Below are 14,104 nucleotides of genomic sequence, written 5' to 3' on the forward strand. Positions count from 1 at the left end.
TCTCAGCATGGATGGCGGCTTGCTGGCGTTGCGGCGGGTCCTCTCAACCTTGGACTCATCGAAACAACGTGGGGCCCGCAAAGAGCGCCGCCCCGATAAGAAGGGTCAGCACCAGCAGCGACACGCCCGCGGTAGGCCAGTCGCACAGGCGACGTTCCACGCGTTCGATCACGTTTGCGATGACGCGGCCGGCGCGTGCGGTTACGCTCCCGAGCACCAGGATATCCCCTTCCGGCACGCGCGGCAGGGCCGCGCCGAAACGGCGCAGGGCGAGTACAAGGACGCTACCAAGCAATACCGGCCAGGCGGCGGCCCAGAGCGCCTTGGGGACGAGGCTCTGCGCGGCGGTAACACCCACGAGTGTGGGGGCCAGCGCCCAGGGCAGGGCCACGGCCAGGAAAGCCATCAGTAGCCAGGGGATCAGCAGACCAGCCTTGGCCCGGGCCACCGGGGACCCGGCGCGGGTGTCGGCGAGCCGGAACAGGAAATGCAGCATCAACAGGGTACTGCCCGCCGCCGCCACGGTGACGAGGGTCGCAACGAGCCCGTCCCCCAGCGGCGTCTTGGCGGCGAGTTTGGCCAGGGCCCCTCCCGTGAGCGGCAGACCGCCCAGCGCGAGCGCCAATAGCCCCGCGGGAAGCACCAGTGTCCAGGCGCGTCGCCCCCCCGAATGGGCGGCAACGCCGACGGAAAGAAACAACGCCCCCTTGACCAGCACGTGATGCGCGGCGAGGAAGGCGGCCGCCATGGTAGCCGAGGCATTGCCCGTCGCCAGACCCATGCCGAGCACCGTCGCCACGCCGCCCATCTGGCTCACGCTGGAGTAAGCCAGCACCGTCTTCGGGTTCTGTTGGGTGATGCCGACGAGCACGGCGTAGAAGGCGGTCAGCAGCCCGATCACGGTCAGCGCCGTGCCCCAGCCGGTCAGGCCCGGGTCGAGAGGCAGGAACAGAATCAACCCGATCACGCCCGCCTTGATGATCGCACCACTGAGAACCGCCGAGGCCGGCATGGGGGCCGCGGGGTGTGCGATCGGCAACCAGACGTGTAGAGGCAGCAGGCCTGCCTTCAAACCGAAGCCCGTGATCAGCAGCCCGACGATGTAATGTCGGGCGGGATTTTCGGGCAGTGCCGCGACGACGTCCTGAATCGCGATGCTGGAACCCGGCGCATACGCGGCGAGCAGCGCGAAGGCAAGCAACAGGCAAACCTCCCCGAATACCGCGAGGCCGATATAGAGCACGCCGGCCCTGCGAGCCGGGGGGGTATCGTCGTGGGCGACCAGGCCCCAGGCGGCCAGGCTCACGATGGCAAAGGCGATGTAGAAGGTCAGCAGATCGCCCGCAACGAATACCCCGAGGCTGCCCACCTGCGTCAGCAGCCACCACTGGGCAAAACGCGCGGCGTTTGGACCCTTGCCCATGTAGCTTCGTGTATAGATCCCCGCGATCATCCAGAGCAGCGAGGCTGCGCCGAGCAGCACGGCTGCAATGGGATCGAGTGAAAAGGTCAGATTGAGGCGGGAATCGTCCAGCACCAGCGGTGTGGCGTCGTGGGCCAGCAGGGCCGCGGCCAGGCCGGGCAGCGGAGCCAGTCCGAGCAGCGCCGGCATGCGGGCGCGAACGCGCGGGGACAGGCAGGCCGCCAGCATCGCGAGCGGGACGGCCCAGGTGGCGATCAGCAGCAGGCTATTCACAGGGCGCGTCCGATGTGGACGATGGACAGGGAGGCCAGCGGCACCAGGCCGACGCCGATCGAGAGCAGCGCGAGGCCGAGCACTAGAACTTCCCCGCGCCGGTCCACCGGGGCGCGCAGGGGCAGCGCCCTATCCGTCTGGGCCAGGGCACGGGAAAGTACGCGGAACAGGTAACCACCGGTCAGCAGCCCCCCCGAGACGATGATCAGGACCCACCACCACTGCGCACCCTCGATGGCGGCTCGCAGCAGCAGCCACTTGGCCATGAAGCCGCCGCTTGGCGGCAGACCCATCAGCGAAAGGCCGGCCAGCCCGAACGCAAACAGGGGGATGGGCAGTACGCGTCCGATGCCCTCCATGTCCAGGATGCGGTCATGTCCGATCGTCTTCGTGATCAGACCCGCCGCCAGACACATCGAGGCCTTGGCCAGCGCATGCGACACCGCTTGCAGGATCCCGCCCGTCCAGGCCGCGGTACCGAGTTGGGTGGCACTTGCCAGCGGGAAGGCCAGAAACAGATAGCCGATCTGCGCCACCGTCGAGTAGGCGATCAGCATCTTCAGTCGCACCTGCCTGAGGGCAAGCACACTTCCCACCAGGATCGCGGCCGCCCCCAGGGCCCCGAGCAGTTGAGCCGCCATCGGCGTCGCCACGCCGGGTAGCGCATCCACCCACACCCGGATGATGAGCACGAAGGAGCCCTTCACCACCAGTCCCGAGATCAACGCGCTGGCGGCCGCCGGGGCACCGGCATGGGCGGCGGGCAGCCAGATGTGCAGGGGGAACAGGGCGGTCTTCGTGAGTAGCCCCACCGTCATCAGTGCGGCTGCCAGCTGGGTCGTGGGTTCGACACGGACGCGCTCGGCGAGCAGGGCGATATCGAGCGTGCCGTAGGACCCGTAGAGCAGCGCCACGCCCAGCAGGAACAGGGCGGAGCCCAGCAGCGAGAAGAGGAGATAACGCAGGGCGGCGGTCAGGGCCTCCGCGCGTCCGCTCAGACCGACCAGCGGGACGGCACCGAGGGTGAGCAGTTCCAGTGCCACGAACAGGGTGAACAAATCCGAAGCGAGAAAGACCGCGTTGAGTGCGGCCCAGATCGTCAGCAACAGGGTCCAGAACACCCGCGGTGCCCTGGTCTCGGGTATTCCACGTGGCATGCCGAAATCGGAACGGGCATAGAGTCCGGCCGCGCCGATCACGACCGCGGTGGTGGCCAGCATCACGATGGAGAGCCCGTCGGCACGTAGCAGCACACCCAGGGGGGGCGCCCAGCCGCCCAGCACATATTCCAGTGCATCGCCGCGACGGATCACGGTGGCGGCGATGGCGACGACAATGCCGAGTTCGAGCGCCAGCAGCACGAGCCCGATCCGTTCCGCATGCCGCCCCCCCAGTACCAGCAGCAGCGGGATGCCGAGTACCGGCCCGAAGATCGCAAGGACCAGCAGGAAACCCTCGGGTGTCGCGGTCACGGGACTCACGAATCAGCGTCCTTGCCCTTGCCGGAGTCTTTTGGCTCGGGGCGTAGTGTCACCCGGCCGGTCTCGGCGAACAGCCGAAGCATGATCGCCACGGCGAGTGCGGTGCCGGCGAGTGCCACGACGATGGCGATGATCACGAAGGCCTGGGCCACCGGGTCCGCGGGGAACCCGGCTGTCGCTCCTCGTTGGGTGACCACGCCGAACACGAGAAACAGGCCACCGCCCAGCACGTTGAATGCGAGGATCTTGCGTAGTGGATGGGGCTGCACCACAAGCCCGTAGAGGCCCACGCCCACCAGCGCGGCGGCGAGCAACCCATACAGCGTGGTGATGGTCGGCGTCACCGTTCGGCACGCTTCGCGTCTTGCGCCGCGGACATGCCGGCCGGGAGCGGAGAGGGCGACTGCCTCGGCGGACCCTCCAGCAGCATGGCGAGCGCGACCGTCATCGAAACCGCGATGCAAAGCACTGCGATCAGACTGCGCATGGCCGGTCCGGGACGCTCCAGAACGGCGGCTTCCTCACCGGCACGCATGCGGGCGGCGACAGATAGCAGCAACACGCCGGTCACGACGGCCACCGCTGCCTGGGTCAGGGCCACCCCCACTGCGCCCAGGCGCACCCAGACCAGCCCCAGCAACAGGCCGAAGGCGATAAAGCCCACCGCCGCCGCAAAAGTGGCCCGCGCGACATGGATCCAGATGGCGGCAACCAGCACCCACATGATCAGTCCGAGCTCGATGAACCCCGGACCGGTCATGCGGCGCAGGACCACTGACGTGTCATTGACTCAACATCCCGGTGCGATAGGGGCTGATCACCATGCCGGCCTGTAGCCGGCCGACACCCGCGGAGACGATCCTCTGGCCACCGTGCAGCCCCTCCAGCACGATCACCGTGTCGCGGTCGGCCTCGCCCAGGGTCACCACTTGGCGCTCGATGACGTAGGTCTCCGGATCGACCGCCCAGACGAAAGCATCCCCCGCCTCGGTTTCGCCCACCGCGCTCAGGGGAACACGTAATACGGACCGAAGGTAGACGGTGGGGCGCGCGTGGACGGTCGCGGTCATGCCGGGCAGCAGATTGATGTCCTCGGGCCGGTCGATTGCCAGGGTCACCCGGAAGCTCTGGGTGACGGCGTCGGCCCGGGTGGCGATCTCGGTGACCCGGGCGGGAAATGCCCGGTCGGGGGCCGCGGCGAAGACGGCCTCGGCGACAGGCCTATCGCGCGGCAGTTCGCTCAAACGTCCCAACACCCGTTCAGGGAGATCGACGACGACCTCCAGTGCCTCGGATGCTTCCAGCAGCAGTACCGGTTGATCGGCCCGAACCCTCTGGTGGTTTTCGATCAGTGTGGCGGCGACGATGCCGTCGAAGGGGGCTGTGAGCGTTGCGTCCTCAAGGATCTTGCGCGCCTGCGCGGTGCGCAGCGTCGCGATCTCGAATTCGGCCCGCTTCCGGTCCACTTCGGCCGGGGTCACCGGCGACACGGGCGAGCCGGCCAGTCTGGAGAAGCGCAGGAAATCCGCTTCCGCAAGCGCCAGCCGGGCTTCCTCCAGGGCAACGCGGTTTTGCAGGTCGCGCGGATCGAGCTGAGCCAGCAGTTCGCCGGTGGCGACCCGTTGCCCGGCGACTACCGGCCGTTCGCTCAGCAGCCCGGACACGGGGAAGGCCAGCGCCGAACGCCGGGTCGCCTGTACCCGTCCCGGCAGTTCCAGGATTTCCGCGTCAACCCCTACCACAAGCGTCTGCACCAGGGGCGCCCGCCCGGTCTCATCCAGGAGGGTCCGGGCGGCGGTCTGCGCCTGGGCCGCCCCGGCGTGCAGCAATACCAACACCAGCAGGATCATTCTCATGTTCCTCTCCTCAGGACGCCGGCACCGCGGGACCGGGGTCGACGGGCTCGTCCTTGGATCGCGACGGCACCCGGTACAGGGTTGCGTACAGCACCGGCACCACGACCAGCGTGAGTACCGTGGCAAAGCTGAGTCCGCCGATGATGGTCACGGCCATGCCGACGAAGAAGGGATCCTGGAACAGGGGCAGCATGCCCAGCACCGTGGTACCCGCGGCCATCACCACCGGTCGGATACGGCTGACACCGGCGTTGAGCACCGCATCCAGGGGCATCCTTCCTTCGCGCAGTTCCAGGTTGATCTCATCCATCAACACGATGGCGTTCTTGATCAACATGCCGGACAGTGCGAGGAAGCCCAGCAGCGCCATGAAGCCGAACGGCTCGTTGGCCAGGAGAAGCCCGACGGTGACACCGATCACGGCGAGCGGCACCGTGAGCATGATCGCCAGCGGCTGGCGCAGGTTATTGAACAGCAGCACCAGGATCAGGACCATCAGCAGTAGCGGCACCGGGATGCCGGCGGCAATGTAACGTTGGGCACGGGCCGAGTCCTCGAACTCGCCGCCCCACTCCAGGCGGTAGTCCGGCGGAAGTTCCAGCGCGTCGATCCGGGGCTTGACCGCGGCCAGCAGGGTACTGGCCAACTCGCCGGGAAAGGCGTCGGCTCGCACTTCAATGGTGCGCACGCGATCGCGCCGCATGATGATCGGGTTGTCCCACTCCACCTCGAAACCACTGACGACCTGCCGTAGCGGGATCGCCTGTTCGGCTGCCGGACTCCAGATCTGCACGTCGCCGAGACTGGCGACGTCTCGACGTTCATCCTCCGGCGCCCGGGAGATGATGGGAATCAGGTCGTCACCCTCGCGATAGAGACCGATCATGTTGCCCTCGGTCGCGCGCTGCAGGGCACGCGCCAGCTGGGGCCGATCGATGCCGGTAAGCCGTGCCTGCGCCTCGGAGAACTGCGGCGCGAGCACCATCGTCTGCTGACGCCAGTCCGTGGTTGCGATCTGTGCCAGTCCGGAATCAGCGATGATCCGTTCGGCCTGCGCCGCCAGGTCACGCAAGACCTCCGGGTCCGGACCACTGAACCGCGCGCGGACCTTGAATGTGCCGCCGGGTCCCAGCTGGAACAGGTTCACGACCGGCTCGCCGTTTGGAAGCGTGTCCCGGATGAAGTCGTAGACATCGAGTGTGAGGTCACCGATCCTGCGCCGGTCATCCACCTCGACAATCAGCTGACCGTAGCTGCGGTTGGGGTCTTCCGGGGTGTAGGTCAGCTGGAAGCGCTGGGCGCCGCTGCCGACGAAGCTGGAGACGGCGACCACCTCTTCCCGGGAGAGCAGGTAGTCCTCGATGACCTTCATGTCCGCCGAGGTGGCGTGGATGTCGGCCCCCTGCGGCAGGTAGTAGTTGACCATGAACTGGGGCTGGGTCGATGGCGGGAAGAACCCTTCCCGAAGCATGCCGAAGCCGATGATGGCCAGGACGAGGAGGCCGACCGTCGCGGCCAGGGTCAGGTAACGGACCCGGATGCAGAGCACCAGGAATCTGCGATAGGTTTGGTAGAACCGGCTTTCACCGCCGGAGGACGCCTTTTCCGGCTTCAGGAACAGGTGGCAGAGCAGCGGGGTCAGGGTCAGGGCCGTGATCCAGCTCAGCAGCAGCGAAACCAGCATCACCACGAACAGGGAACGGGTGTACTCACCGGTGTTGTCGGCGGAGAAGCCGATGGGGACGAAGGCGAGCACCGCGATGCCGGTCGCGCCGAGCAGGGGCATGGCCGTCTGCGCGACGATCTCCTTTGCGGCCTTGATCCGGTCCATGCCCCGGGTAATGCGCACCAGGATCCCGTCCGTGACGACGATGGCATTGTCCACCAGCATGCCCAGCGCGATGATCAGTGCACCCAGCGAGATGCGTTGCAGGGTGATGTCCAGCGCATACATCACGATCAGCGTGCCAAGGATGGTCACCAGGAGCACGACGCCGATGATGAGGCCGGAGCGCAGCCCCATGAATACCAGCAACACGACGATGACGATGGCCACGGCCTGGGCGAGGCTGACGATGAAGTTGTTGATGGCCTCGGTCACCGCGCGGGCCTGGAAGGCGATCACGTCGATCTCCATGCCGACGGGTGTGAGCGGCGCAAGCTCCGCCAGTCGCTGTTCCACCAGTTCACCCATCACCACCACGTTCCCGCCCGAGACGGTGGAGATGCCCAGTCCGATCGCCGGCTTGCCGTTGAAGCGCATCAGGGCCGTGGGCGGGTCCTGGTAGCCGCGGGTGACGGTCGCCAGGTCACGTACCCGGATCAGCCGCCCCTGGCCGGTGGGATCCGGAATCAGTACATTGGAGATGGCCTCCACGGAATCGAACTCGCCGGTGGGCCGCACGACGATCCGGCTACCCCCGACGCTGACCCGTCCGGCATCGGTCACCGTGTTCTGTTCGCCGATGGTCCGGTACACGAGTTCCAGCGGGATGCCCAGTTGGGCCATTCGGGCGCGTGAAACCTCCAGGAAGATGTGCTCGCGCTGAACGCCGTTCAGCGCGACGCTCGCAACACCGGGGACTTGCAGGAGTTCGCGGCGCAACAGGTCGGCGTAATCCTTCAGCGCCGAGTACGTGAAGCCCTCTCCGGTGATGGCCAGGTACACACCAAAGACATCCCCGAAATTGTCGTTCACGACGGAGGGGAGCACCCCGGGTGGCAGGCGGGATTGAGCGTCGCCGACCTGGCGTCGGAGTTCGTCCCAGATCTGCGGCATTTCCGCGGCCGTATAGGCCTGCTGGATCTCCGGTGTGATGATGGACAGCCCGTCCGTGGACTGGGAGGTAATCCGCCATAGCTGCGGCATCTGCTGGATTGCGGTCTCCAGCACGTCCGTCACCTCGCGTTGGACCTCCTCGGCGCTGGCACCCGGATAATGGGTCACGACCTTGGCCACCTTGATCGTGAACTCGGGGTCCTCCAGCCGCCCCATGTTCTCGTAGGCGAAGATGCCGCCGCCGATGGTCAGGAAGGTGATGAACAGGACGATGACTTTCTTGTGAATCGACAACTCGGCGATGTTCATCATCAGTCCCTCGTCCGGACTCGTTCGCCGTCGGCGAGATAGGCGGCACCGGCGGTGACCACCCGATCACCCTCCGACAGGCCCTCCAGCACCTGAACGGTACGGCCGCTCAGGCTCCCGATCCGCACGAACCTTCGCTGCACCGTGGACTGCTCAGGGTCCAGCAGCCAGACGAAGGATCTGCGATCGGATGTGGCCTGGAGTGCCTCCACCGGGAGAAAGTGCATGGAACGGATATCCACGATCTCGTCATGGGGCACGAAGCTCGCACTCATGCCGGGGAGGATGTTGGCCCCTTCCGGAGCGGGCAGGCCGAGGACCACGCGGTAGGTGTTGGTGCGGGGATCCGCGCGCGTTTCCAGCTCTTTCACCGAGACCGGGAACTGTCTCCCCGGCAGTACTTCGAAGCTGACCGTTCCGACCTCGGTGCCGAGCAGGGATCGGCCGGCCGGCGGCAACCGCACCACGTCGAGTTCGGGTAGCTGGATGCGAACCTCAAGCCGGCTGATGTCTTCGAGCAGCAGGATGGGTTCGCCGGCTTGCACGGTCTGAAAATTGTCGATGAGGCGGCGGGCGACGCGGCCCGGGAACGGGGCCAGGAGTTCGGTATCCTCCAGGCGCTTTTGCGCCAGCGCCAGTTCGGCGTCGGCCACCTGGAAGCGCGCGCGGGCCTGGTCCCGCTCCGCCGCCGTCACTACCCCGGATACGAAGGCTCTTTCGATGCGGTCCAACCGGGATCGGGCCTCGTTCCGGTCCGCCCGTCGCCCGTCGCGCTCGTTCACGAAATCGCGGGGGTCGATCCGGGCCAGCAGCGTTCCCGCCTCGACGAACTGTCCCTCCTGGATGGGGAGATCGATCAGCGGTCCGGAGACGATGAAGGCGAGTTCGGCACGCTGATCCGCGCGCACCTCACCGGGAAACTGTCGGCGCGCCGGCAGTTCGGGAGGCCCCAGCAGTACCGAATCCACCAATCGCGGAGGCGCCCCCGTCAGGTCCTCGGGGGGACCTCCGCAGGCGGTAAGCAGGACCAGTGCCGCAAGCGCCGGAACCAGAGCCCATCCGATCCTTGCGGAAGACTCCGGTACCTGACCAAGGGTCGGAGTGAACCTGACGATCCGCCACCATACTGAACGCAAGCGCACAGCACCCTCCCTCGGCCCGCCGAGCGGTTTTCCCCTTCCCGGAATGTCGCACAACCGATGCCGCAATGATAGTCTCCCGCTTCAGAAAAGGGCGGGCATTTGAACGTGAAATCCGTCCAGCCCACATCCCGTTCCGGCGCGAGACCGACGTGACTCTGATCCGGCTGATGGTCGTGTACATAACGCTGTTCGCATTGGCGGGATGCGCCACGGTCCGCATCGATGACGCCGATCCGCGGGCCGCCTTCGCGGAGCGGCGCGGCGACTACCTGACGACCGGCGTCTTCAGTGTGGAAACGCGCAGCGTCCTGTTCTTGTTGGGGAGCGAAGCACCACGCTGCGAGCGCTCGCCGTCCGATTGCATCTCACTGCTCTACCAGGTGGGTGACCAGGACACGGAGAGCATTCTGGCGGTGCTGTCCGAGTTGTCCCTCGCGAAGGCCCTGCGGACCGAACAGGCGGCCAGGGGCGCAGATTCCGACGAGGTCATCGCGGACTACCTGGATGCAGCACGTTTCGCGTACGCCTTCCTGTTTCTCGACGCCCGTCCACCGGAGGAGCGCGCGCTGGAAAACCGCCAGACGCGGGTGCGTGACTACTATAATTTCAGCGTCGAACGTGTCGCTACATTGGTATTTCAGCGCACGCGAAGGGCGGATGCACCCGTGATGCCGGTGGAGGGTACGGTCCGGGATATCGGTCAGTGGAGCCTCACGATCGGGCGGGTCGAGCCGCGGTTGCAGAGAGGCACGGAACGTCTCGCATCCATCGTCTCGCCCACGCGCCTGCAGATCCGCGGCCTCCAGAACACCTACCGGAGAGATGGCCTGGGCGGCGAACTGGTCGCCGTGTGGACCCCGGACATCTCCGGCCAGCATGATCTCCCGATGAGGGATATCGGCTTTTCTCCCGCCACGGTCCTGCTGGAGTTCGAGGGCGAAGGACTGGATCAGGTGCTGTCCCGACGGGAGGCACGACTTCTCATCCTGGACCCCAACCGGAGCAGGACCACGTGGGTCCGTGGTCAGCATGTGCCGGTGGCCGCGAATTTCAGCGCCTCTTATGCCCTGTGGCTGTCCCGTGCGGGTTTCCGTCGCCAGGGCCTGCTCAGCACGCTCGGTCGCGATACGTCTCTGATGCACCCGCGTATCCATCTCATGCAGCCCTATGACCCCGATCGGTTTACCGTGATCATGCTGCATGGGTTGGCGAGCAGTCCGGAGGCCTGGGCCAATCTTGCGAACGAAGTGCTTGGTGACGCGACCCTGCGCGACCATTTCCAGATCTGGCAGGTGCATTACCCGACCAATCTGCCCATCGCGATCAACCATCTCGAGATCCGGTACGCCCTGGAACGGACCCTGGCGGCGGTCGATGCCCGGGGGCAGGCCAGGGCCGGTCGGGACATGATCCTGATCGGACACAGCATGGGTGGGGTGATTGCGCGTTTATTGATCCTGGAGGGCAGCGAGGATATCTGGATGGAGACGCTGGGGGTCCCCGAGGATTCCGACAGGCGCGCGGCGCTGGCGCCCCTGGAACCCTACATTCGCTTCGAGCCGCTGGAAGGCGTCAGCCGTTCCGTCTTCCTCGCCAGCCCGCATGCCGGCACGCCGTTCGCCGGCAATTGGCTCAGCCGATTCGTCACCAGGCTGGTGCGCCTGCCGGCCGATGTGATCCTCCGTATCGCGGCGGTTGCGGAGGCGATTGCACAGGATCTGCCGGAGAGCGCCGAGAGGTTGAGGGGCACGCCAACCTCGATCCATCAACTCGATGCCGCAAATCCCTTCCTGCAAGCGACGTCACGGCTCGGCATCGCCCCCGGCATCGACTACCACTCCATCATCGCCCGCAACGATCCCTCGGACCCGCCCGAGAATTCCAGCGACGGCGTGGTCCCGTTCGCCAGCGCCTATCTTCCCGGCGCGGCCAGCACGCTGCTCGTGAATGCGGGGCACAGTGTGCAGCAGACCCCCGAGGCCATCGTCGAGATCCGCCGCATTCTCCATCTCCATCTTGTGGAGCACGGTCTCATCAAGCCCCCGGAAGTACGACATCTCCACCTGGAGGGACCGGAACGGGGCCCACGGCCGACACGGGATCCGGATACCGGTATCCCGGTGCGATAACTCCTTGCGAAGCCGTTCTCTCGCCCCCGGGCGGGAATCGCTCCGCAATGCTTCCGGGGCATTCACCAGAGGCAAGTGTCGATCCGGTCCGGTTTTCTGTATCCGACGCTGGACACGGTGCCCATGTTGCGGTATTAGCCAGAGCTTCGGGGGTCAAGGGAGACTTCGGATGAGAAGGGCCGGGAAGGATATAAAAACGGTGGATCTCGCCTTGCAGGGGGGCGGCGCTCACGGCGCACTCACCTGGGGGGTGCTGGACCGGCTCTTGACGGATGAGCGAATCGAGATCGCCACCATCAGCGGCACCAGCGCGGGTGCCATGAACGCGGTGGTCATGGCCGATGGCCTGGATCAGGGGGGGCGCGAGGGAGCGAGGGAAGCGCTTGCCGGATTCTGGAAGGCGGTCAGCGACGCGGCGCGGCTCTCCCCGATACAGCGGTCGCTTTGGGACCGAATGACCAACCGCTACAGCCTGGATCACTCGCCCGGTTACCTCTTTTTCGAACATCTCACCCGGCAGTTCTCGCCCTACGAACTGAATCCCCTGAACATCAATCCGTTGCGTGACCTCGTCGCTTCGCGGGTGGATTTCGAACGGGTCAACCACTGCAAGGATCTCAAGGTCTTCGTGACCGCCACCAATGTGCGCACCGGCCGCGGCCGCACCTTCACCCAGCCGGATCTCACGGTGGACTCGGTGATGGCTTCCGCCTGCCTGCCCTTCATGTATCAGGCCGTGGAGATCGACGGTGAGGCGTATTGGGACGGCGGCTATATCGGGAACCCCGCGCTCTACCCGCTGGTCGAGGATCGCGCCACGCGCGATCTGATCGTGGTTCAGATCAATCCACTGGTAAGGGAAGAACTACCGCGCACCGGCCGCGAGATCATCAATCGACTCAACGAGATTACCTTCAACGCCAGCCTCATCAAGGAACTTCGCTCCATCGAACTCCTGCACCAGTTGATCGAGGTCGAGCAACTCGAATCCGAGCGTTACCGCGACATCTACGTGCATCTGATCCATGCCCACGAAGAACTCAAGAATCTGGATGCCTCAAGCAAGATGAACGCCGAATGGGGCTATCTGACCCATCTCAAGGAACGCGGCCAGGCCTGGGCCGGGAGCTTCCTGGAACGTCATTTCGATGATCTGGGCAAGCGTTCCACCTTCGATCTGAAGAGCCTTTTTACCGACAGCTTCAGGCCACCGAGCCTCGACACATCCACCTCATCCGACCAGCCAACGGAGCCGAAGCCATGATGGGGATCCTGGTTATCGTCATCGCACTGGGCCTGCTGATGTATTTGGCCTATCGAGGCGTCAGCCTCCTGATCCTTGCGCCGGCGCTGGCCACCTTCGCGGTGGTGGCAACGATGGATGGCCCGGTGCTTGCGAGTTACACGCAGATTTTCATGGGCTCGGCGGGCGGCTTCATCACACTGTATTTCCCCGTATTCCTGCTCGGCGCCGTGTTCGGCAAGTTGATGGAGGATTCCGGCAGCGCCCGGGTGCTTGCCGACGCCATCATCGCCAAACTGGGCAGCGGCCAGGCGATCCTGGCCGTGGTCCTGTCCTGTGCCGTCATGACCTACGGCGGGGTGTCCCTGTTCGTGGTGGCCTTTGCGGTCTACCCGATTGCGGCGGCCCTGTTCCGGCAGGCCGATATCCCCAAGCGATTGATTCCCGCAACCATCGCCCTGGGCGCCTTCACCTTTACCATGACGGCGCTGCCGGGTACGCCCGCCATCCAGAACGCCATCCCGATGCCGTTCTTCGGGACCTCTCCCTTCGCGGCACCGGGGCTTGGAATCATCACGGCGCTGGTGATGTTCAGCCTCGGCATGCTCTGGCTCAATTACCGCGCGCGCAAGCTGGCCGCGGAAGGCTACGGCAACCACCCGGACGCGGAATTCGTCCCGAACAAGGCGTTGCGGGAGCGCGCGGCGGGTGAGGGTTTCGACCTGATGGAACTTCCGGTGGAGGAGCGTCCTGTGAGTCGGCCACCGGTATTCGTCGCCGTTCTGCCGCTGGTGCTGGTGATCGCGATCAACCTGTTGTTCACTTTTGTGATCATCCCGAACATGGACACGGACTTCCTGGCCCTGCCGCTGTACGGCGAGACCAGCATTGATGAGGTGCGCGGGATCTGGTCGGTGACCGCGGCCCTGGTGCTTTCCCTGTTGGCGGTGATCGCCCTGAACTGGAAGCGGCTGCCCAAGCTCACGCAGTCCGTCGACAATGGTGCCAACGCCTCACTCCTGCCGATCTTTAACACCGCCAGTCTGGTGGGCTTTGGGGCCGTGATCGCCTCGCTGGGTGCCTTCGTGCTGATTCGTGATGCGGTCGTCGGCCTTGGGGGCGATAACCCGCTGATCTCGCTCGCGATCGCCGTGAACGTGCTGGCGGGAATGACCGGCTCGGCCTCGGGCGGGATGAGTATCGCGCTCTCGACCCTCGGTGATACCTATCTGGAGATGGCTTACGCCCAAGGGATCAGTCCGGAATTGCTGCACCGCGTTACTGCAGTGGCTACGGGTGGACTGGATACGCTACCGCACAACGGCGCGGTCATCACCCTGCTGGCCATCTGCGGCCTCACACACCGCCAGGCCTATTTCGATCTGGCGATGGCCGCGATGGTGGCGCCCTTCCTCTCGCTGATTGTGCTGATCACCTTGGGGACGTTGTTCGGGAGTTTCTGAACCCCA

Annotated in this window: 10 protein-coding genes; 3 read left to right on the forward strand and 7 right to left on the reverse strand. The window is 65.6% G+C overall.

The annotated features are described in order from the left end of the window. Window positions 1-55: 55 nt before the first annotated feature. From LQD11_RS14255 to LQD11_RS14285, 7 genes are read right to left on the reverse strand one after another with little or no spacing between them, the layout of a single operon-like run. On the reverse strand, window positions 56-1,696 hold the full coding sequence (locus LQD11_RS14255) for a complex I subunit 5 family protein (RefSeq protein WP_238618142.1): 1,641 nt from the start codon (window positions 1,694-1,696) through the stop codon (window positions 56-58). Beyond that, entirely contained in the window at window positions 1,693-3,177 is a 1,485-nt protein-coding gene (locus tag LQD11_RS14260) for a complex I subunit 5 family protein (RefSeq protein ID WP_238618143.1), read from the reverse strand. The genes LQD11_RS14255 and LQD11_RS14260 overlap by 4 nt, the downstream gene beginning before the upstream one ends. Next, window positions 3,174-3,521: an NADH-quinone oxidoreductase subunit K gene (locus LQD11_RS14265; protein ID WP_238618144.1), complete on the reverse strand. Its 348-nt coding sequence runs from the start codon at window positions 3,519-3,521 to the stop codon at window positions 3,174-3,176. Before LQD11_RS14265 ends, LQD11_RS14260 begins: the two co-directional genes overlap by 4 nt. Further along, the gene (locus LQD11_RS14270; RefSeq protein WP_238618145.1) at window positions 3,518-3,952 is read right to left on the reverse strand and encodes a hydrogenase subunit MbhD domain-containing protein; all 435 of its coding nucleotides are present in this window, start codon (window positions 3,950-3,952) and stop codon (window positions 3,518-3,520) included. The genes LQD11_RS14265 and LQD11_RS14270 overlap by 4 nt, the downstream gene beginning before the upstream one ends. Window positions 3,953-3,959: 7 nt before the next feature. Then, on the reverse strand, window positions 3,960-5,033 hold the full coding sequence (locus LQD11_RS14275; protein WP_238618146.1) for an efflux RND transporter periplasmic adaptor subunit: 1,074 nt from the start codon (window positions 5,031-5,033) through the stop codon (window positions 3,960-3,962). A 10-nt stretch (window positions 5,034-5,043) separates the two neighbouring features. Continuing rightward, a complete protein-coding gene (locus tag LQD11_RS14280; RefSeq protein ID WP_238618147.1) occupies window positions 5,044-8,124 on the reverse strand; it encodes an efflux RND transporter permease subunit in 3,081 nt (1,026 codons plus the stop codon). Continuing rightward, a complete protein-coding gene (locus LQD11_RS14285) occupies window positions 8,124-9,089 on the reverse strand; it encodes an efflux RND transporter periplasmic adaptor subunit (protein WP_238618148.1) in 966 nt (321 codons plus the stop codon). Before LQD11_RS14285 ends, LQD11_RS14280 begins: the two co-directional genes overlap by 1 nt. Before the next feature lie 239 nt (window positions 9,090-9,328). Here LQD11_RS14285 and LQD11_RS14290 point away from each other — a divergent pair, with 239 nt between their 5' ends. From LQD11_RS14290 to LQD11_RS14300, 3 genes are all read left to right on the forward strand, one after another. After that, a complete protein-coding gene (locus LQD11_RS14290; RefSeq protein WP_238618149.1) occupies window positions 9,329-11,392 on the forward strand; it encodes an alpha/beta fold hydrolase in 2,064 nt (687 codons plus the stop codon). Window positions 11,393-11,561: 169 nt separating this feature from the next. Further along, a complete protein-coding gene (locus tag LQD11_RS14295) occupies window positions 11,562-12,656 on the forward strand; it encodes a patatin-like phospholipase family protein (RefSeq protein ID WP_238618150.1) in 1,095 nt (364 codons plus the stop codon). Next, a complete protein-coding gene (locus LQD11_RS14300) occupies window positions 12,653-14,098 on the forward strand; it encodes a GntP family permease (protein ID WP_238618151.1) in 1,446 nt (481 codons plus the stop codon). Before LQD11_RS14295 ends, LQD11_RS14300 begins: the two co-directional genes overlap by 4 nt. Window positions 14,099-14,104: the final 6 nt, after the last annotated feature.

Origin of the sequence: Ectothiorhodospira shaposhnikovii (genome assembly GCF_022227765.1) — a bacterium.
Classification (GTDB): Bacteria; Pseudomonadota; Gammaproteobacteria; order Ectothiorhodospirales; family Ectothiorhodospiraceae; genus Ectothiorhodospira.

Excerpts from the sequence above, each read along its gene's own strand:
- LQD11_RS14275 (WP_238618146.1), bottom strand. The coding sequence starts at position 5,033 with ATGAGAATGATCCTGCTGGTGTTGGTATTGCTGCACGCCGGGGCGGCC.
- LQD11_RS14280 (WP_238618147.1), bottom strand. The coding sequence starts at position 8,124 with ATGATGAACATCGCCGAGTTGTCGATTCACAAGAAAGTCATCGTCCTG.
- LQD11_RS14290 (WP_238618149.1), top strand. The coding sequence starts at position 9,329 with ATGATAGTCTCCCGCTTCAGAAAAGGGCGGGCATTTGAACGTGAAATC.
- LQD11_RS14295 (WP_238618150.1), top strand. The coding sequence starts at position 11,562 with ATGAGAAGGGCCGGGAAGGATATAAAAACGGTGGATCTCGCCTTGCAG.
- LQD11_RS14300 (WP_238618151.1), top strand. The coding sequence starts at position 12,653 with ATGATGGGGATCCTGGTTATCGTCATCGCACTGGGCCTGCTGATGTAT.